This is a genomic window from Cupriavidus pauculus, assembly GCF_008693385.1.
Taxonomy (GTDB): domain Bacteria; phylum Pseudomonadota; class Gammaproteobacteria; order Burkholderiales; family Burkholderiaceae; genus Cupriavidus; species Cupriavidus pauculus_D.
Window position 1 is genome coordinate 1,217,075 of record NZ_CP044067.1, and the last position, 20,426, is coordinate 1,237,500.

15 protein-coding genes and 2 rRNA genes (1 of these 17 cut by a window edge) are annotated in these 20,426 nt (G+C 64.5%); 8 read left to right on the forward strand and 9 right to left on the reverse strand.

Features of this window, described 5'->3' with window-relative positions; genetic code table 11:
- Window positions 1–18 precede the first annotated feature (18 nt).
- The 7 genes from FOB72_RS23875 to FOB72_RS23900 all read right to left on the reverse strand — a co-directional run bounded on the left by FOB72_RS23875 (window position 19) and on the right by FOB72_RS23900 (window position 10,530).
- A complete protein-coding gene (locus tag FOB72_RS23875) occupies window positions 19–1,329 on the reverse strand; it encodes a cytochrome-c peroxidase (RefSeq protein ID WP_150375151.1) in 1,311 nt (436 codons plus the stop codon).
- 7 nt (window positions 1,330–1,336) lie between these two features.
- Window positions 1,337–2,830: a metallophosphoesterase family protein gene (locus tag FOB72_RS23880; RefSeq protein ID WP_411859895.1), complete on the reverse strand. Its 1,494-nt coding sequence runs from the start codon at window positions 2,828–2,830 to the stop codon at window positions 1,337–1,339.
- 240 nt (window positions 2,831–3,070) lie between these two features.
- Complete coding sequence (gene adeC, locus FOB72_RS23885; protein WP_150375152.1) at window positions 3,071–4,540, reverse strand: AdeC/AdeK/OprM family multidrug efflux complex outer membrane factor; 1,470 nt, start codon at window positions 4,538–4,540, stop codon at window positions 3,071–3,073.
- Window positions 4,537–7,683 (reverse strand): efflux RND transporter permease subunit, encoded by a 3,147-nt coding sequence (locus FOB72_RS23890; protein ID WP_150375153.1) that lies wholly within the window; start codon window positions 7,681–7,683, stop codon window positions 4,537–4,539. The genes adeC and FOB72_RS23890 overlap by 4 nt, the downstream gene beginning before the upstream one ends.
- A 27-nt stretch (window positions 7,684–7,710) precedes the next feature.
- Complete coding sequence (locus FOB72_RS23895) at window positions 7,711–8,868, reverse strand: efflux RND transporter periplasmic adaptor subunit (RefSeq protein WP_150375154.1); 1,158 nt, start codon at window positions 8,866–8,868, stop codon at window positions 7,711–7,713.
- A 220-nt stretch (window positions 8,869–9,088) separates the two neighbouring features.
- On the reverse strand, window positions 9,089–9,211 hold the full coding sequence (locus FOB72_RS32825) for a hypothetical protein (RefSeq protein ID WP_263364836.1): 123 nt from the start codon (window positions 9,209–9,211) through the stop codon (window positions 9,089–9,091).
- Window positions 9,212–9,672: 461 nt separating this feature from the next.
- The gene (locus tag FOB72_RS23900; protein WP_150375155.1) at window positions 9,673–10,530 is read right to left on the reverse strand and encodes a LysR substrate-binding domain-containing protein; all 858 of its coding nucleotides are present in this window, start codon (window positions 10,528–10,530) and stop codon (window positions 9,673–9,675) included.
- A gap of 111 nt (window positions 10,531–10,641) precedes the next feature.
- Here FOB72_RS23900 and FOB72_RS23905 point away from each other — a divergent pair, with 111 nt between their 5' ends.
- From FOB72_RS23905 to FOB72_RS23940, 8 genes are all read left to right on the forward strand, one after another.
- Complete coding sequence (locus FOB72_RS23905; RefSeq protein ID WP_150375156.1) at window positions 10,642–11,361, forward strand: haloacid dehalogenase type II; 720 nt, start codon at window positions 10,642–10,644, stop codon at window positions 11,359–11,361.
- Between the two features lie 30 nt (window positions 11,362–11,391).
- Complete coding sequence (locus FOB72_RS23910) at window positions 11,392–12,180, forward strand: aldolase (protein ID WP_150375157.1); 789 nt, start codon at window positions 11,392–11,394, stop codon at window positions 12,178–12,180.
- Window positions 12,181–12,249: 69 nt separating this feature from the next.
- Window positions 12,250–12,618, forward strand: a complete 369-nt coding sequence (locus FOB72_RS23915) for a BON domain-containing protein (RefSeq protein ID WP_223851778.1) — start codon at window positions 12,250–12,252, stop codon at window positions 12,616–12,618.
- A gap of 200 nt (window positions 12,619–12,818) precedes the next feature.
- A complete protein-coding gene (locus FOB72_RS23920; RefSeq protein ID WP_191002395.1) occupies window positions 12,819–13,325 on the forward strand; it encodes a sigma-70 family RNA polymerase sigma factor in 507 nt (168 codons plus the stop codon).
- Between the two features lie 83 nt (window positions 13,326–13,408).
- A complete protein-coding gene (locus FOB72_RS23925; RefSeq protein WP_150375159.1) occupies window positions 13,409–14,863 on the forward strand; it encodes a lysine N(6)-hydroxylase/L-ornithine N(5)-oxygenase family protein in 1,455 nt (484 codons plus the stop codon).
- Window positions 14,860–16,056 carry an MFS transporter gene (locus FOB72_RS23930; protein ID WP_150375160.1) on the forward strand — a complete coding sequence of 399 codons (1,197 nt, stop codon included), beginning with the start codon at window positions 14,860–14,862 and terminating at the stop codon, window positions 16,054–16,056. The genes FOB72_RS23925 and FOB72_RS23930 overlap by 4 nt, the downstream gene beginning before the upstream one ends.
- The gene (locus FOB72_RS23935; RefSeq protein ID WP_150375161.1) at window positions 16,046–16,669 is read left to right on the forward strand and encodes a GNAT family N-acetyltransferase; all 624 of its coding nucleotides are present in this window, start codon (window positions 16,046–16,048) and stop codon (window positions 16,667–16,669) included. Before FOB72_RS23930 ends, FOB72_RS23935 begins: the two co-directional genes overlap by 11 nt.
- Window positions 16,653–18,500, forward strand: coding sequence for an IucA/IucC family protein (locus FOB72_RS23940; protein ID WP_150375162.1), 1,848 nt, complete (start codon window positions 16,653–16,655; stop codon window positions 18,498–18,500). Before FOB72_RS23935 ends, FOB72_RS23940 begins: the two co-directional genes overlap by 17 nt.
- Before the next feature lie 70 nt (window positions 18,501–18,570).
- On the opposite strand, the gene rrf is transcribed toward FOB72_RS23940, so the two are convergent.
- A 5S ribosomal RNA gene (gene rrf / locus FOB72_RS23945) occupies window positions 18,571–18,684 on the reverse strand.
- A gap of 125 nt (window positions 18,685–18,809) precedes the next feature.
- A 23S ribosomal RNA gene (locus tag FOB72_RS23950) occupies window positions 18,810–20,426 on the reverse strand (it continues 1,262 nt past the right edge of the window).

Genomic DNA, 20,426 nt, shown 5'->3' on the forward strand with positions numbered 1-20,426 from the left:
CGCCGGCAGGCCCGGCGTTCAGCGCCGGCCTTGCAACGGCGGCATCGCGGGCACATACGCGGCATCGGTCAGCGTGCGCAGGAATGCCACGATGTCGTCGATGTCTGCTTCTGTCAGCGCAGCGGGCATGCCGGGCTTGCGGTTCATCGGCGGCGAATTCACGTTGATGTTGTCGCGATACGCGGCGGGGACATCGTCGAAGACCTTGCCATCGGCATACCACTTGCCCGGATCGATCGTCCGCGTGTTGTAGAACGCCACGGCGTCACGCAACGACGTGAACACGCCGTTGTGCATGAAGCGCTGGCGTACCGCCACGTTGCGCAGGCCCGGGGTACGCAGATAGCCGCACCACTGCGTGGGTTCGGGCCAGCGCAACCGGCGTGCGGTGTCGCACAGGCCGTTGTCGAAATGCTTCGCGTCACGGTTCGCGGGCAGTGCCCGGTTACGCGGCACCGCGATGGCGTCGTAGCCGAAGTCCGTGAACAACGAGCGCTCGGGGCGGCTCGACGTATCGGACAACGTGTGGCAGCTCATGCAGTTGCCCTTGTCCGGATTCTTGAACAGCGCCAGGCCGCGGGTTTCCTGCGGCGTCAGCGGCGCGCGCCGGCGCAGGTAATCGTCGAAGCGCGACGTGAATGGCGCCATCTCGTCGCTCTGCATATAGGCTTGCAGCGCGGCACCGAGCGCGCGCAGCATCGCCTCGGGGTCCTTGCGCACGCCCGGTCCGAATTGCGCGGCCAGCACGGGAGCGAGGTCGGTGCCGTTGATATTGCGCAGCAGCCCGGCCGGCGTGCCGTTGTTCATTTCATTCGGATCCAGCAGCGGACCGCGCACCTGCTCGGCCAGCGTATCGGCGCGGCCATCGGCGAACAGGCCGCCGAACGGCGAGGCGGCGGGCGCATCGTCGTCCTGGTAGAAGTGCCTGCGCGGTACGTAGCGGACGTACAGCAACGAAGGCGGATTACGCAGGCTGAAGTGTCCGGGGCGGCTGCCCTGCGTCACCCCCGGTGTGCTTGCGGGCAGCGTGGCGGCAAACGCGCGCGCGGGATCGTGGCAGCTGGCGCACGACTGCCCGCGCGGCATCGACAGACGCGCATCGAAGAACACGCGCCTGCCCAGCGCGACCAGAGCCGGGTCCGGACGGAATACCGCGCCGGTGACATCCACCTTCGCCGTGACCTTGGGGGTCCCGTTACCGATCGTCGCCACGACCGTCGCGGGGGGCGCGCCCGGCAGCAGCATGGTCTCCGCCGCCAGCGCGGGGAATGCTACCGCCCACGCCAGCAGCGTGGCGCGGGCGGCGATACGGCGGCATGCATATGGCATCAGGGCATCAGGGCGTCAGGAAGCCGGTCTTGTCGCAGGTGAGCGTGTTGCCGGTCTGGTCGCAGGTGGCCAGCAGCTTGCCGGCCTTGGTGTACGCCTTGAACTGCCAGCCCGTGGCTGGCGATGCATGACGGTCCATCACCAGAAAGCCGAAGCTTGCGTGATGCGTGATGCGATCGATGGTCGTACCGGGTGCGGGCACGCTGCCGGCAGGCAACGGATCGGGCAATGCGACATCGAGATTGTCGCCGCCGTTGCCGGAGACGATCGTGGCCGGGTGCGCCGACGCGAAGTTGATGGCCTGGAAGTCATGCACGTGGCCGTGCAACGCGAGCTGGATGCCGGTCGGATAGTAGGCCTGCGCATTCAGGTTCGACATCACCGACTGCAGGGCCAGATTGCCCGGCGCGGGATTCGCGCCAGCCACCGGAGCGAACCCCAGGATCGGATGGTGATTGGTGAAGATCGTGGTGGTCATGCCCGTCTTCGCGGCCAGCGTCGCCACCGTCTGGAACTGCTTCTGGTAGGCGATGAACTGCGGGTCGTTGGTGGCCAGCGCGGCCTTGCCCGCCTTGGCGGAGTCGAACACGATGACCTGCGAGCCGCCGCCGAGCGACACCGCATACGGGTCCGCATAGTTGGCGATGGCGTCGTTGGCCGGATCGTCGCACGAACGCGTGGCGTCATACGGACGCGTATCCAGGAAGCGGGCCCAGCCCTGACCGGCACGCGCGCACTCCTCGTGATTGCCGCGCACCACGACCCACGGTGCCTTGGCCAGCAACGGCGCGGCCGGCTTGAACAGATCGGCCTGCCAGGTATCCCAGCCATAGCCCCACGGGCTGCCCTGGCAGCCGGCGATATCGGGCGGGCAGGCGTTCTCGCGATAGTGGTAGTCGCCGATATGCAGCACGAGGTCGGGATTGAAACCGGCCGCGGTGGCGGCCAGCGACGCCAGCGGCCAGGCCTCGGTATCGGAGCAGGCCTGCCATGCGTTGTCGGCCTTCTTCAGGCGGCAGCCGGTATCGGCCAGCACCACGATACGTTGCGGCGTGGCCTTCGGCAGCGGCAGCACCTGCGCCCCGATGGCGGCGCTGGCGGCGCCGGCCGGCAGCGTGGCTTCGCAAACGGACACCGGAAACTCCGATGGCTTGGAGTCGGCCGCCGCGCTGGCCGTGGTACGCAACGGCGCCGTGGCGGGGCCGACGCGCAGCGTCATGCGCGCGGCCTTGCCATCGACCGTCAACAGCGGGCACTGGGCGTTCGCGCCGGCGCCGGCCTCGGCCGTATAGCGCGTCACCACACGCGCCAATGCCTGGTTGCCATCGCCGATCTCGACCCATGCGGCCTGGATATTCGCGCTCGCCGTGGCCGCGTCCGGCGCGGGCGTCGGCGTCGTGGCGGGCGGATTGTTGCTGGCGGTATTGCTGGAACTGCTGCTGTCATCGCTGCCGCAGCCATGCAGCGCCGCCATGATGGCGATCGCGGCCGTACCTGCCATCCAGACGATGGTGTTCTTTTTTTGTGGGCGCATATGGTTCTTCCCTGTGTGGGTGGCCACCCTACCCCACCGATATGAAAGAACCATGACGCCGGGCGCGAACAAAAAAAAGCCGAGCCCTGTGCGAGACAGGACTCGGCCCTTACTTGGCGCTTACTTGGCGCTTACTTGGCGCTTACTTGGCGCTTACTCGGCCCTTACTCGCCCCTTTCGTGCTGCCGGGCGCTCAGGACTGCGGGATCAGGACTGTGGCTTCGCCGTGGGCGATTCGCCCGCCGCCGCCGCCGGCGCCGTGGTCGTCTCGTTCCAGCCACCACCCAGCGCCTTGTACAGATTCACCTCGCTCGTCAGCTGATTCAGACGATCGGTGATCAGCGTCTGCTGCGCGGAGAACAGCTGGCGCTGCGCATCGAGCAGCGTCAGGTAGTTGTCCACACCGGTCCGATAACGCTGGTCGGCGAGCTTGTAGTAATCCTGGCTCGCCGCGACGAGTCGCACCTGCGCCTGCAGCTGGTCGGTGTACGTACCGCGCGCGGCCAGCCCGTCCGCGACTTCGCGGAATGCCGACTGGATCGTCCGCTCGTACTGCGCCACCGTCACGTCCTTCTGGATGCGCGAGTAGTCGAGGCTGGCCTGCAGGCTGCCCGCCGTGAAGATCGGCACATTGATCTGCGGATTGAACAGCCACGTGCCGGATCCCCCTTCGAACAAGCCCGACAGCTGCCGGCTCGCCGTGCCGGCCGAAGCCGTCAGGCTGATGCTCGGGAAGAACGCCGCGCGCGCCGCACCGATCGTCGCATTGGCCGCCATCAGCTGATGCTCGGCAGAGAGGATGTCCGGCCGGTTCCGCAGCAGATCCGACGGCAGACCCGCCGGCACTTCGGCCACGAGCTTGTCGTCGAGCGACAGGCCCTCGGGCAGGTCGCCCGGTACCGATGCACCGATCAGCAACGACAGCGCATTCCTGTCCTGCGCCACCTGCCGCGTGTATTGGGCCAGGGTCGCACGCGCGTTCTCCACGCTCGTCTGCGCCTGACGCAGGTCCAGCCGCGACGAAATGCCTTCCTCGAAGCTGCGGCGCGTCAGGTTGAACGTACGCTCGTACGTGCCGAGCGTGTCGCGCGTGAGCTTCAGCTGCTCCTCATCCGCGCGCATCGTCAGATACGCATTGGCAACGCTCGCCACCAGCGCGATATGGGTGCTGCGGCGCGCTTCCGCGCTGGAGAAGTACGTCTGCAGCGCCGCCTCGTTCAGGCTGCGCAGGCGGCCGAACAGATCGATTTCCCACGCGGTGATGCCGAGCGCCACACCGAACTGCCTGCCGACGATCCCCGTCGATGCGGACGACAGGGGCGACAGCACGCGTTGCGCCGTGTACTGGCCGGTGGCATTGAGCTCCGGGAACAGTTCCGCGCGCTGAATGCGGTACTGCGCGCGATAGGCGTCCATGTTCAGCGCGGCAATGCGCAGGTCGCGATTGTTCTCCAGCGCCACCTCGATCAGCCGGCGCAGCCGCGGATCGGTGAAGTAGTCGCGCCAGCCGAGCTCCGCCGCGGCCACCTGCCCGCTGGCGGCGTCGCCGCCAACCGGATAAGCATCCCCGGTCGGATAGGCGGCATCCACGGGCGCGGCCGGCTGCTCGTATTTCGGAATCAGGCTGCAGCCAGCCAGAAAGACGCCGGCTGCAAGGCTAACTAGTGTTTTTCTCATGAGAGGGCTCCCTTCTCGAGGGAGGTGTCATCCTTGGGCTTTCGGCCCTTGAACAGCGACGTCACCGCGACGAAGAACAGCGGCACCCAGAAGATCGCAAGCACGGTCGCCGTGATCATGCCGCCGATCACGCCGGTACCGATCGCGTGCTGGCTGCCCGAACCGGCGCCCGTGGACACCGCCAGCGGGAACACGCCGAGCACGAAGGCCAGCGACGTCATGATGATCGGCCGCAAACGCATCCGGCACGCCTCGATCGCGGCTTCCACGAGCCCCTTGCCCTGCTCGTGCAGCTCCTTCGCGAACTCCACGATCAGAATCGCGTTCTTCGCGGACAGGCCCACGGTCGTCAGCAGACCCACCTGGAAGAACACGTCGTTGGACAACCCGCGCAACAGCGTCGCCATCAGCGCGCCGACCACACCGAGCGGCACCACCAGCATCACGGAGAACGGAATCGACCAGCTTTCGTACAGCGCCGCAAGACACAGGAACACGACGAGCAGCGACAGCGCATACAGCGCAGGCGCCTGGGCACCCGACAGGCGCTCTTCATACGACAGGCCGGTCCACGAATAGCCGATGCCAGGCGGCATCTGCTTCATGATGTCCGCCACCGCGTTCATCGCCTCGCCGGTACTCTTGCCCGCCGCCGGTTCGCCGAGGATTTCCACCGCCGGCACACCGTTGTAGCGCTGCAGCTTCGGCGAACCGTAGCCCCAGTGCCCCGTCGCGAATGCCGAGAACGGCACCATGTCGCCATTACCATTGCGGATGAACCACTTGGTCAGGTCTTCCGGCGACATCCGCGAATTCGGACGCCCCTGCACGTACACGCGCTTCACGCGGCCGCGATCGATAAAGTCGTTCACGTAGCTGGAACCCCACGCGATCGACACCGTGCTGTTGATGTCGGCCAGCGACAGCCCCAGCGCGCGCGCCTTCTCGTCGTCGATATCGAGCAGATACTGCGGCTCGTCGTTCAGGCCGTTGGGCCGCACGCGCTGCATCGCCGGATTCTGTCCCGCCAGCTGGAGGAACTTGTTGCGCGCCTCCATCAGCTTCTCGTGACCGAGACCGGCCTGATCCTGGATATAGAAGTCGAAACCGGTCGCGTTACCGAGTTCCTGCACCGCAGGCGGCGCGAAGGCAAAAGCCAGCGCATCGCGGAAGGTGAAGAACTTGGCCTGCGCCCGCTTGGCCAGGTCGAACACGCTCGTGGCATCGCCGCTACGCTCCTTGAACGGCTTGAGCAGGATGAACGCGAGACCCGAACTCTGGCCACGGCCGGCGAAGTTGAAGCCGTTCACCGTGAACAGCGATTCCACCACCCCGCCTTCGTCGCCAAGCAGATACTCGCGCATCTGGTCGAGGACCTGCTGCGTGCGCTCCGCGGTCGAACCCGGCGGCGTCTGCACCTGCGCGTAGAGCACGCCCTGGTCTTCTTCCGGCAGGAACGAGGTCGGGATCTTCGTGAACAGGAACGCCATCCCCGCGACGATCGCGATATAGATGATCACGAACGGCATCCGGCGCCGCAGAATCCCCTGCACGCCACGCTCGTACCGGTGCGTCGTCTTGATAAAGCCCCGGTTGAACCAGCCGAAGAAGCCCTTCTTGTGCTCGCCGTGGTCACCCTTCTCGATCGGCTTCAGCATCGTCGCGCACAACGCGGGCGTCAGAATCAGCGCCACCAGCACGGACAGCACCATCGATGCGACGATCGTGATCGAGAACTGACGATAGATCACGCCGGTCGAGCCGCCGAAGAATGCCATCGGCAGGAACACCGCGGACAGCACGAGCGCGATACCGACCAGCGCGCCCTGGATCTGTCCCATCGATTTTCGAGCCGCCTCCTTCGGTGGCAACCCTTCCTCGGCCATCACCCGCTCGACGTTCTCCACCACCACGATCGCATCGTCAACAAGCAGACCGATGGCCAGCACCATCCCGAACATCGTCAGCGTGTTGATCGAGTAACCGAACGCGGCCAGCACGCCGAACGTGCCCAGCAGCACCACCGGCACGGCGATCGTCGGGATCAGCGTGGCACGGAAGTTCTGCAGGAACAGGTACATCACCAGGAACACCAGCACGATAGCTTCGAGCAGGGTCTTGATCACCTCGTGGATCGAGTCCGCGATCACCGGCGTGGTGTCGTACGGGAACACGATCTTCATGCCCGGCGGCATGAAGCCCTCGAGCTGGCCCAGCGTCTGGTGAATAGCCTTGACGGTGTTCAGCGCGTTGGCGCCCGTCGCCAGACGAATGGCGATACCGGAAGCCGGCGCGCCGTTGTACTGCGCGTTGATGGTGTAGTCCTGGCCGCCGAGGCCGATATCGGCCACGTCGCGCAGGCGCACCTGCGAACCGTCGGTGTTGACCTTCAGCAGGATGTCGCCGAACTGCTCGGCAGTTTGCAGACGGGTCTTGCCGATGATCGTCGCATTGAGCTGCTGGCCACGCACCGCGGGCAGGCCGCCCAGCTGGCCGGAAGCCACCTGCACGTTCTGCGCCTTGACGGCGTTGCTCACGTCGAGCGGCGTCAGCTGATAGCTGTTGAGCCGCGCCGGATCGAGCCAGACACGCATCGCGTACTGCGAACCGAACACCTGGAAGTCGCCCACGCCGGACGTCCGCGACAGCGGATCCTGCAGGTTCGACACGATGTAGTTCGACAAGTCCTCACGCGTGACGCTCTTGTCCGTCGAGACCAGACCCACGATGACCAGGAAGTTCCGTACGGACTTGGTCACGCGGATACCCTGCTGCTGGACTTCCTGCGGCAGCAGCGGCGTGGCGAGCTGCAGCTTGTTCTGCACCTGCACCTGCGCGATATCCGGGTTGGTCCCCTGCTCGAACGTGACGGTGATGGTCATGCTGCCGTCGGAGTTCGATTCGGAGAAGATGTAGCGCAGGCCGTCGAGGCCGTTCAGCTGCTGCTCGATCACCTGCACCACCGTATCCTGCACGGTCTGCGCGGACGCACCCGGGTAGGTCACGGAGATGGCGATCGTTGGCGGCGCGATCGCGGGGTACTGGTTCACCGGCAGCGCGCGAATCGACAGCACGCCAGCCAGCATGATCACCAGCGCAATCACCCACGCGAAGATCGGCCGCTCGATAAAAAAGTTAGACATGGCGAATCCTTATGCTTGCGGTCGCGCTCAGGACTTGGCCGCGGGCGCGGACGCAGCGGCCGGCGCGGAGGCACCGCCCGCCGGCGCGGCGGAGGCTTCCACGGCCTTGACCTTGACACCCGGACGCACGAACTGCAGGCCCTCGACGATCACGCGGTCGCCAGCCTTCAGGCCGTCGGTCACGAGCCAGTTGTCGCCGATGGTGCGCGTGGTCGTCAGCTGACGCAGTTCCACTTCTTCCTTGCCATTGACCACGAGCGCGGTCGCCGCACCCTTGAGGTCGCGCGTCACGCCACGTTGCGGCGCCAGAATGGAGTTGGCGCGCACGCCTTCCTGCAGGCGCGCGTGCACGAACATCCCGGGCAGCAGGTCATGGCGCGGGTTCGGGAACACGGCACGCAGCGTCACGGAGCCCGTGCCTTCGTCCACCGAGACCTCGGAGAACTCGAGGCGGCCCGGTTCCGGATACGGCGTACCGTCCTCGAGGAACAGCGTCACCTTGGCGGCATTCGCGCCAGCCGATTCGAGCTGGCCGGCCTGAAGCTCGCGCTTCAGGCGCAGCAGCGACGACGACGGCTGTGTCACGTCCACATAGATCGGATCGAGCTGCTGCACCGTGGCCAGCGCGTTGGTCTGGCCGTTGGTCACGAGCGCGCCTTCGGTCACGAGCGCGCGGCTGATGCGGCCCGTGATCGGCGACAGCACCTTCGTGTAGCGCAGGTCGATCTTCGCGCGGTCCACGGCAGCCTGCGCCTGTTCGTAGGCGGCCTGAGCCTCGGCGTATTGCTGCTTGCTCACGGCTTCGTCGCCGACCAGCCGGCCATAACGCTGTGCCAGCAGCTTCGACGATTCGAGCGTGGCGGCGGCGGTCTTGTAGGCAGCCTCGTACGTCGACGGATCGATCTGATACAGCTGCTGCCCTTCCTTGACGTCGGTGCCCTGCTTGAACATCCGCTTGAGGATGATGCCGTTCACCTGCGGACGCACCTCGGCGATGGCGTAAGGATTGGTCCGGCCCGGCAATTGGGTTTCCAGCGTAACCGACTGCTCCTTGAGCGTCACGACCTGGACCTGTGGGGTCTGGGGTGCGGGAGCTTCGGCCTTCTTGCCGCAAGCGGCGAGCACCGCGACGGCAATGCCCAGCATGGCCGGAATCAAAGCACGCCTTGCGCGCATTGGTTGCATAGCGATTTCCTCGAGGATGAAACTGAAACAAATATGGGAGCCTGGTGCGATGCCAGGCGGGTGGTCCACGGTGCCGTACCGCATGCACGCGCATGAACGGTGGGGCGGGCATCGTGGCCCATCGCTTTTGTGTGTGAACAGCCGGTCAGGGGCATGGGTGCCGCACGAAGCAACAGCCATGCCCATGACCGGACGATTGCGGTCGGGCTCAGTCGGGGTTTCAGCGGATCGTGACCATTACCCCTGCTTTCGCCAGTGCCCTGGCCTCGAGTGGTACGCATCGCGGGCACGCATCGCGCGCGCCGAACCGCTCCCCGTTTTCAGAAAAATAGGCTTCGATCATGGCTTCTCAGTATTACCGTTCCATGCGCGAGGCTCGTGCACCGATCTGGTGTGGGCATCGACTCGCAATTCACCCCAGGCGCGGCGTCAATATCTGACGCTTCGCCGTGACATGCGCCTCCGGCAATGTATGCCACGCAGGACAAGACCTCAATGACTAAGTCAGCCGACCTCCCCCCTCCGGCAGGTCGGTATGTCCGTGCGTTTTTTCGCGGCGCTGCAGCATTTGAGGCACGCGGTGCGAAGTTGTTCCACTTGGCCTAAATGTTCGCAGCACGCCATGCTACCAGTTTGCTGAAATGTTCGGTTATGAGGAATTGGCGTGTAATCCGCTGAAATACGTCATTGCAGCCCCCGAAATGGCGGCATATGCATGCTACACGCGGGCTTGCAGCGTGCAATCACCAATGAGGCACCGGATTTTCTGAACAAATCGTTCAAATCTGATCACCGATCGCGGCGTCAGCCATCGAGCTGTGCGCGCAGGAAATCGACCAGCGAGCGTTGCCCGGCGTTCAGCGCACTGTCGCCTGCCACCAGCGCCAGTTCGGTGGGGGCCAGCGCAGGAAAGCCCTCGCACAGGCGGTGTTCGGGCAACAATGCGGTCGTCGGCAGCACCGACACCCCCAGCCCGGACGAGACCGCCGCCTGAATGCCGGTCAGGCTATGGCTGCCGAACGCCGTGCGCCAGCGCCGCTGCGCCTGGTCGAGCCCCCGGATCGCACGCTGCCGGTAGACGCACCCCTGGGGGAATAGCGCGAGCGGCACCGGTTCCTCCGCGCGGTCGTCACGATCCCATGCGCTGTCCGCGGCGGTCGCCCACACAAGCGTCTCGGGCCAGGCGGCAAGACTGGGCCCGCTGCCCGGCTCGCGCTTGACCAGGGCGATCTCGATCTCGCCACCTGCGAGCTTTTGTCGCAGGTCGCTGCTCATGCCGGCGACGGTTTCCAGCCTCACTTCGGGACGCGCCGCCACGAAACCGGACAGCATCGCCGACATGCGCCGCGCATCGAAGTCCTCGGGCACGCCGATCCGGACCGTCGAGATGCGCCCATCGCTGGCCAGCGCATCCGCGGCCTCCTGCGACAAGGCCAGGAGCCGCCGCGCATATTGCGCGAGCAGTTCACCATGCGCGGTGGCCGTGACCTGTGTGCCCGAGCGGTCTCGCAGCAGCAGCGGACGCCCCACGACCTCTTCGAGCTTGCGAATTTGCTGGCTGACCGTCGATTGCGTACGGTGCACCCGGTCTCCGGCGCGCGTAAAGCTGCCTTCGTCCACGACCGAAACGAGTGTGCGGAGTAGAACCAGATCGTCGAACATCGCGGCGCCTCTTATTTGAAAATCCACTGACGTGGATATCATAATTTCATTTTCAAATGGAGGCCAGACTCACTACGCTTCCGGTCAACGCAAACCGCTCCGGAGATCGCCATGTCCCTGCAACACACCCCCCGCCCCAAGTGGCTCACCTTCGACTGCTACGGCACGCTCATCCAGTGGGACGAAGGGCTGCAGCGGGCCGTCGACACCATCCTGCGCAACAAGGGCAATCCGGCGTCCATCGACACCGGCCGCCTGATCGAGGTGTACGACCGGCACGAGCATCGCCTCGAGCAAACGCCGCCGCATCGCAATTTCCGAACGGTCGCGGGCGAGGGATTGCGGCTCGCGCTCGAGGAATTCGATCTCGAACCCGCGCCCGACGATATCGCCGTTCTCACGCAGGGCATCTCGGCCATGCCGCCGTTCCGCGAAGTCGTGCCGGCGCTGCGCCGCCTCCAGGCCATGGGCTTCCGCACCTGCATCGTCTCCAATACCGACGACGACATCATCGCGGGCAACGTCGCGCAACTCGCCGACGCGACTGGCCCCTGTATCGACAGGGTGATCACCGCGCAGCAGGCCGGCGCGTACAAGCCCGCGCGCCGGCTCTTCGACTATGCTCACGAACAACTCGGCGTGACGAAGGAGGAAGTCGTTCATATCTGCGCAAGCCCGCACCTCGACCACGCCGCCGCACGCGATATCGGCTTCCGTTGCGTGTGGGTCGACCGCGGCACCGGCCGCAGGCTATTGCCGGATTACACGCCGGATGCGATCGTACACACGCTCGACGAAGTTCCCACCCTGTTCCAGACACTCGACTGGTAAAGTCGGCGATCCCCAAGAAAGGAAACCATCGTGGCCCACACACTGACCTCTCTCCGCACGGAACGCGCGCAGACGCGCGCCGGACTCGACGCCGACGCCGTGCACGAGGCCCGCATCGAACTCGCGGCATGCTTCCACCTTGCCGCGCAACACGGCTTCGCGGAAGGTGTCTGCAACCATTTCTCCGCGGTCGTGCCGGGCCACGACGATCTGTTCCTCGTCAATCCGTTCGGCTATGCCTTCGACGAACTCACGGCCTCGCATCTGCTCATCTGCGACTACGAAGGCAACGTCATCGCGGGCGAGGGCAAGCCGGAGGCCACCGCGTTCTATATCCACGCGCGGCTCCATCGTGCACAGCCGCGCGTGCGCGCCGCGTTCCACACGCATATGCCCAACGCCACCGCACTCGCATTGCTCGATGGCGAGCCGCTCGTGTGGGCCGGACAGACCGCGCTCAAGTTCTACGGCCGCACCGTCGTCGATGAGGACTACAACGGTCTTGCGCTCGACGAGACCGAAGGCGATCGCATCGCCGCCGCCATGGGCAACGCCGATGTCGTCTTCCTGAAGAACCATGGCGTGATGGTGGTGGGTCCCACCATCGCCGAGGCCTGGGACGATCTCTACTATCTGGAACGCGCAGCCGAGGTCCAGCTCAAGGCCATGAGCACGGGACGCACGCTGAAGCCGGTGCCGCATGACATCGCGCAGCGTACGTACGAACAGATGCGCGTCGGCGATCCCGACAGTGCGCGCGCGCACCTCGACAGCGGCATGCGCCGCCTGCGCGCGCAGCACGTGCCGTTCGACCGGTAGGCTGCATCGCGCCACTGGCACGCTTCATGCACCACCCTCCGATAAAACGACCACATGGAGGGCAAGATCATGAAGGTCCGTCTATTCCCGGGTGCGGTGATCGCCGCTACCGCCATGATCGTCGCCGTCACCGCGACGCCTATTCTCGTGAACGCCGCCGGTGGCGATGCCGATACGCCATCGTCCACCGGCCGCACCACGGCGCCACGCGACACGGCGGCCACGACCGACCGCACCATCACCACCGCGGTGAAAGCCAGGCTGGCCACGATACCGGGCGCCGACGCCAGTCGCATCGACGTGAAGACCGTCGATGGTGTGGTCCGCCTCGAGGGCAACGTGCGCGATGAATCGCAGCGCGCGGCCGTTCTCAAGGCCGCAAAGGATACGAGCGGCGTGACCGCCGTCTCGGACGAGTTACGCGCCGCCGGCCAGTGAACTTCGGAAAAGATCGAAGTACCGCCGCGGCAGTTTTTACATGGAACGCCACGCCATCCCAACCATGGCGTGGGCGCTTCGTTTAACTCTGCATTAGGAACACATGCCCGGTAGCCGCGATGCCGACAAGGGCATCCGCGGACGTGCGCGACATCTGGCATAGCATGGCCCGCTCCATCGTCACGACCCATGGAGCGCGCATGCCAGGGAATGCCGGCCACACATCCATCGCCCGCACCTTCATCGTCCACCGTCGTCACCTTCTTTGCATTGCCACGCGTATTCTCGGCTGCCCCGTGCAGGCCGAAGACGTCCTGCACGATGCCTACCTCAAGCTGATCTTTCATACGCCCGATGGGCCATGGCGCAGCGAACTGAGCTACATCTGCCGCGTGGTGCGCAATCTCGCCCTCGATGGCTATCGGCGGCAGCAGATCGAACGGCGCCTCTTCGCATCGGAATTCGCTGAAGCCGATGCCCCGCTCGACACCAACTCCCCCGACCGCATTGCCAGCGCCCGCGAACGCGAACGTTCGTTACGCGATGCGATGCGCGCCCTGCCGCCACGCACGCGCGACGCGCTCACGCAGTATTACTTCGAAGACCAGTCGCAGCGGACCATCGCCGCGCGGCTCGGTATCTCGCCCGCGATGGTGAGCTTCATCCTCCAGGATGCGCGCGACACGCTCGGCACACTGTCGTTGTAGTTGTTGTTTCCGATCGCTGGTTCGTCTTGATGAATGCCGGCTGCGGCAACGCGGCCCATTTCTCCCAAACCACGCGAGCCATCATGACCAACACGACTACCAGCGCGGATGACACACCCTACGATTTCATCGGCATCGGCCTCGGCCCCTTCAACCTGAGCCTCGCATGCCTCGCGGATCCCCTCCCGGGCATGCGCTGCCTCTTCCTCGAAAAGAAAGAAGCCTTCGGCTGGCACACCGGCATGCTGATCGACGGCACCATCCTCCAGAACCCCTTTCTCGCGGACCTCGTCTCGCTCGCCGATCCCACCAGCCGCTTCAGCTACCTGAACTTCTGCAAGCAGCAGGGAAGGCTGTACACGTACTACGTGCGCGAGAACTACTACCTCACGCGGCAGGAGTACGACCGCTACTGCAAATGGGCCGCCGCGCAACTGCGCAACGTGCGGTACCGCCGCAACGTGCTCGATATCCACTATGACGCCACGATGCCCGGCTACGTCGTAACGGGCGTCGATACGCATAACGGCACCCCGTTCCGTTATCGCACCCGCCGCCTCGTCGTCGGCATCGGCAGCGAGCCACGCCTGCCCGACTGCTGCGAAGGGCTGCGCGCCGGCTCGCGCGGGCCCATCCACTCGGCCCACTACCTTGCGCACAAGGCATGGCTGCAACAGCAGCGCGTGATCACGATCGTCGGCAGCGGCCAGAGCGGCGCCGAGGTCTACTACGACCTGCTGCGCGAATGCGGCCTGTATGGCTACACGCTCAACTGGGTCACGCGGGCACCGCGCTTTTTCCAGATGGAAACGGCCAAGCTCACGCTCGAGTTCCTGCTGCCCGCGTATATCGGGCACTTCCAGAAACTCGGCGATGCCGCGAAACACCGCGCGACGCAGGGGCAGCGCGCCGTCTACAGCGGCATCAACAAGACGCTGATCGACCGCATCTACGACCAGCTCGACGAGACGCGCCACCAGCCCGGCCTGCGCACGCAACTCATGCCGAACCTCGCGCTCACGGCTTGCTCGCTCGACGATGCGGGCAAGCGCTTCGCGCTCACATTCGCGCACAACGAACTCGGCGAGCGCTATCGCCACCTTACCGACGGCCTCGTCATGGCCACGGGCTACACGCATCGCATCCCGCCATTCGTGCGCGGCATCCGCGACCGCATCCGATGGGATGCGCAAGGACACTACGTGCAGGCCGACAACTATGCCGTCGATATCGCGGGCGACGAAATCTATGTGCAGAACGCGGGCTTCGAGGGCGGCATCACGAACCCCGACCTGGGCCTTGCCTGCCATCGCAATGCGCGACTGCTGCATGCGCTGACCGGTGCCGATCACTATCGCGCCGAGGCCCGCACCACGTTCCAGGATTTCGCCCCGCGCGCGGACAGCGGGTTCACGAGACTCGGCGCATCGCCCGACGCCGACGCCGCGCCCGCCCGCCAGACCGCGCCTCGCCCCCGGGACGCGGACGTCGCGGTGAACGACGCGCTCGACGACAACATCGACGCGCCCCGCCCATGACGCTGCGCCTCGCCATTCTCGTCATGACCGCCTGCGGGGTGGTCAGCGACGCCATTCTCATCGCGTTCTATCCGCAGTTCTTCGCCATGCGCTATGGCGTGACCGACCCCATCCACGTCGGCGCCTATGTCGCCGCGATCTCGATAGCGGTCATGCTCACGCTGCCGCTATGGGCCCGCGTCGCCCGCCATGTGGAGACGATGCACCTCGTCGTCCTCACGCAGGGCATCGCGGGCCTGCTCGGCCTCGCGAGCCTTGGCGCGGAGACGGTCGCCGCCTACTGGGCGGTGACGCTGCTCATGTTCATGACCAAGAGCAGCTACCTGCTGATGTTTCCGTACCTGATGCGCGTCGAACCTCCCGACACGCACGGCGCCACCGTCGGACTGCTCGCGGTCGTGGTCCATCTCGGCGGGATCTTCGGCGCGATGGCGGGCGGCTCGCTGCTCCAGCATCTGGGACCCGACGCCTGCCTGCTGGCCACGGCCGCCGGAGACTTCGTGCAGATGGCGCTGTGCATCCACCTGATACGCGCGGGCAAGATCGTCGGCGTGCTCGGCGCGGACCCGCCCACGTCGATGACAGACGCGCGCCGTCCCACGCTGCCGCGTGTGCTGCGGCTGAGCGCGCTGATGCTGGTCTTCGATTTCAGCGCCTATCTGGTGCGCCCGTTCTTCTCGGTGTACTGGGAGGCCGCGACGGGTATCGGCAGCCAGACGCTCACGGGCCTCGTGTTCGCCATTCCGGGGCTGATGGCACTGCTCGTGCTGTCGATGGACCGCCGCGCGCGCGGCGACACGGCCTCCACTGCGCTGCATCTGTTGCTCGGCACGGCCGGGCTAATGCTGCAGGCCGCCCCATGGCCACCGGCCATGCTGATCGGCCGCTGCCTGTTCGGCATTGCATTGTTCCGCGTGAGCGTGCGGCTGGACGTCACGCTGTTTCGCGTCAGCACGCCGCACGCCTATGCGCGCGACTTCAGCATTGCCAACGGCTTCCAGAACCTCGGCGTGCTGCTGTCGTCGTTTTGCGCCGGTGTCGTCGTCGACCGGTTCGGCACGGCCATGCCGTTCCTGATCGCCGCGGCGGGCCTGCTGCTGACCGCGACGCTGAACCATCGGCTCTTTCGCATCGACCGCTTCCGCACGCCCCGTCATCGTCCACCCACCTGCCGGACCGAACATGTCACCTGACCGCTGGCACACCGATCGCCCCGCCCGCGAGGATATCCCCGCCATCGTGCGCGCGGTGCTCGCCCCGCGCTTCGCCATACGGGCCCTGTCGCTCGACGACGATATCGCCACGCTGCACCGCTGGTTCGTCATGGACTATGCGCGCTACTGGAACATGCAGCATCTGAGTCTCGCGGAAACCCGGCAGTTCTACGCCGACCTGCACACGGCCGGCCACGGCTGCGCATGCGTCGGGTCGCACGACGGTCAGCGGGCCTTCGTCGCCGAGTTCTACGACCCCACTCACGAGCCGCTCGCCGGTCACTTCGCCGTGCATCCCGACGATATCGGCATGCACTTCCTCGTGGCGCCGGTCTCGGTACGCATTCCCCATTTCACACGCGACGTCCTGCGCCATGTCATGGCCTTCGCGTTCTACGCGCTGGGCGCGCGGCGCGTGGTCGTGGAGCCCGACGTCCGCAACGAACGCGTTCACGCCCTCAATCAAGCGGTCGGTTTCCGCTACGACCGTCAGATCCAGCTGCCGCAGAAAACCGCGTGGCTGGCCTTCTGTACCCGATCGGATTTCGAACGATCGCTCTCTGGAGACGTTACCGATGCATACACCGCCTGATGTATCGCTGCCCGCGCGACGCGCGCGCGAGCCGCAACATGTCGTTGATCACCTCGACCCGAGCGTCTGGGCCACGGTCAACCGGCTGCTGGTCCGCAAGGCACTCGCCGAGTTCGCCCACGAGTCCGTCATCGCCCCGGCGCCGGCCGGCAAGCCCGATGCCGACAACTGGCGCGCGTATCGCGTCGATGCCGACACCGCGGGATGCCACTACCGTTTTCGCGCGCGAATCATGGCCCTGCACCACTGGCGCATCGATCCCGCCTCCATCGAACGCATCGCCGACGGCCCGAAGTCCGGCGATCCGCTCGATGCGCTGACGTTCGTCAACGACTTTCGGCGCACGCTGGGGATTCCCGCGGACAAGCTCCCGATCTATCTCGACGAAATCAGCAGCACGCTCTTCGGCGCGGCCTACAAGCACACGCGCCCCTACCTCACCGCCGACGAGCTCGTGGAGCAGGACTATCAGGTCTACGAAGCCGCCATGACCGAAGGACACCCGTGCTTCGTGGCCAACAATGGCCGCCTGGGGTTCGATGCGGACGAATATCGAACCTATGCGCCCGAGACGGGTTCGCGCTTCGCCATCGTCTGGCTCGCCGTGCATCGCGACTACGCGCATTTCGCGAGCGTGCCCGGACTCGACCACGACACGCTGCTGGCGCGCGAGCTAGGCGCCGACCGTCTGGCTTCGTTCCGCCAGACGCTGCATCGGCTGGACCTCGATCCGTCGCGCTACCTGTTCATGCCCGCCCACCCGTGGCAGTGGTTCAACAAGCTGAGCATCGCATTCGCCGCCGATGTGGCCAATCGCAGGATCGTCGCACTCGGTTACGGCGAGGACCTCTACGCGGCGCAGCAGTCGGTGCGCACCTATTTCAACACGTCGCACCCCGAGAAGTGCTACGTCAAGACTTCGCTGTCGGTACTGAACATGGGCTTTATGCGCGGTCTATCGCCGCACTATATGGCGGGAACACCGGCCATCAACGCCTATCTCCACGAACGGATCGCGAGCGACGGTACGCTGCGGGACTACGGATTCTCGATTCTGCGAGAAGTCGCTTCGGTCGGCTACCGCAACCGGTACTACGAAGCGGCGCTCGAGAGCGATAGCCCGTACAAGAAAATGCTGTCGGCCCTCTGGCGCGAGAGTCCGATCGGCAAGCTGCAACAGGGCGAACGATTGATGACGATGGCGGCGCTGCTGCATGTCGATCCCGCGGGCCGGGCGCTGCTGCCGGCGCTGATTCGACGCTCGGGCATGCCGGCGCTGGCGTGGCTGCGCAGCTACCTGCGCGCGTATCTGGAACCGCTGGTCCACTGCTTCTACGCGCACGATCTGGTGTTCATGCCGCACTGCGAGAACCTGATCCTGGTCCTCTCGGCGCATCGCGTCACGCGCGTGTTCATGAAGGATATCGCCGAAGAATCCGCGATCCTCGACAAGGATGCGGCGCTGCCGGACGACGTCGCCCGTCTCGCGGTGGATGTGCCCGACGACTACAAGCTGCTTGGCCTGTTTATCGATGTGTTCGACGGCGTCTTCCGGCACCTGAGCCATCTGCTCGTCGAGCATGGCGTCTGCACCGAGGATGCATTCTGGCAATTGGTTGCCGATACCGTGCACGAATACCAGGCCGCGCATCCCGCGCTGCAACACAAGTTCAGGCGGTACGACCTGTTCCAGCCGGAATTCAGGCATTCGTGCCTGAACCGCCTGCAGCTGCGCAATAACCTGCAGATGGTCAACCTCGCGGATCCGGCTTCGAGCCTGACGATGGCGGGGACACTGAGAAATCCGCTGGCGAAATATCGGCGCAACTGACGTAATGAAATCGGCAGCTTAAAAAACAAAACCCCTCAGCGGGAAGCGCTGAGGGGTTCTGAGCATAAGAGCCTGGCGATGACCTACTTTCACACGGGTAATCCGCACTATCATCGGCGCGGAGTTGTTTCACGGTCCTGTTCGGGATGGGAAGGGGTGGTTCCAACTCGCTATGGTCACCAGGCATAAGGGGTTGTCACGCTGACCGGAGGTCAGCGTGACGAATCTGGGTGTAGTAAAGGGGGGGTTGTGTCGTATATGGCCGGCACATTAGCGGAACGCTATCACCAGGCAAGACACACTGGTTATAGGATCAAGCCTTACGGGCAATTAGTACTGGTTAGCTTAACGCATTACTGCGCTTCCACACCCAGCCTATCAACGTCCTGGTCTCGAACGACCCTTCAAGGAGGTCAAGCCTCCAGGGAATCCTCATCTTCAGGCGAGTTTCCCGCTTAGATGCTTTCAGCGGTTATCTCTTCCGTACATAGCTACCCTGCGATGCCTCTGGCGAGACAACAGGTACACCAGCGGTACGTCCACTCCGGTCCTCTCGTACTAGGAGCAGCCCCCGTCAAGATTCCAACGCCCACGGCAGATAGGGACCAAACTGTCTCACGACGTTTTAAACCCAGCTCACGTACCTCTTTAAATGGCGAACAGCCATACCCTTGGGACCGGCTACAGCCCCAGGATGAGATGAGCCGACATCGAGGTGCCAAACACCGCCGTCGATATGAACTCTTGGGCGGTATCAGCCTGTTATCCCCAGAGTACCTTTTATCCGTTGAGCGATGGCCCTTCCATTCAGAACCACCGGATCACTATGTCCTGCTTTCGCACCTGCTCGACTTGTCGGTCTCGCAGTTAAGCACGCTTTTGCCATTGCACTTTAGGTACGATGTCCGACCGTACCAAGCGTACCTTCGAACTCCTCCGTTACACTTTGGGAGGAGACCGCCCCAGTCAAACTGCCTACCATGCACTGTCCCCGACCCGGATTCACGGGCCAAGGTTAGAACCTCAAACAAACCAGGGTGGTATTTCAAGGACGGCTCCACGTGAACTAGCGTCCACGCTTCAAAGCCTCCCACCTATCCTACACAGATCGGTTCAAAGTCCAATGCAAAGCTACAGTAAAGGTTCATGGGGTCTTTCCGTCTAGCCGCGGGGAGATTGCATCATCACAAACACTTCAACTTCGCTGAGTCTCGGGAGGAGACAGTGTGGCCATCGTTACGCCATTCGTGCAGGTCGGAACTTACCCGACAAGGAATTTCGCTACCTTAGGACCGTTATAGTTACGGCCGCCGTTTACCGGGACTTCAATCAAGAGCTTGCACCCCATCATTTAATCTTCCGGCACCGGGCAGGCGTCACACCCTATACGTCCACTTTCGTGTTTGCAGAGTGCTGTGTTTTTATTAAACAGTCGCAGCCACCATTTTATTGCAACCCCTTCACCCTTCTGGCGCAGGCCAGTCAAGCTACCAGGGCGTACCTTATCCCGAAGTTACGGTACCAATTTGCCGAGTTCCTTCTCCCGAGTTCTCTCAAGCGCCTTAGAATACTCATCTCGCCCACCTGTGTCGGTTTGCGGTACGGTCTCGTATGACTGAAGCTTAGAGGCTTTTCTTGGAACCACTTCCGATTGCTTCGCAGCATAAAGCCGCTCGCCCCACACTCTTGAATTCCGCGCCCGGATTTGCCTAAGCGCCTTCTCCAATGCAGGGACCGGGACTTCCAACACCCGGACAACCTTCCGCGATCCGTCCCCCCATCGCATCATACGACGGTGCAGGAATATTAACCTGCTTCCCATCAGCTACGCATCTCTGCCTCGCCTTAGGGGCCGACTCACCCTACGCCGATGAACGTTGCGTAGGAAACCTTGGGCTTACGGCGAGGGGGCCTTTCACCCCCTTT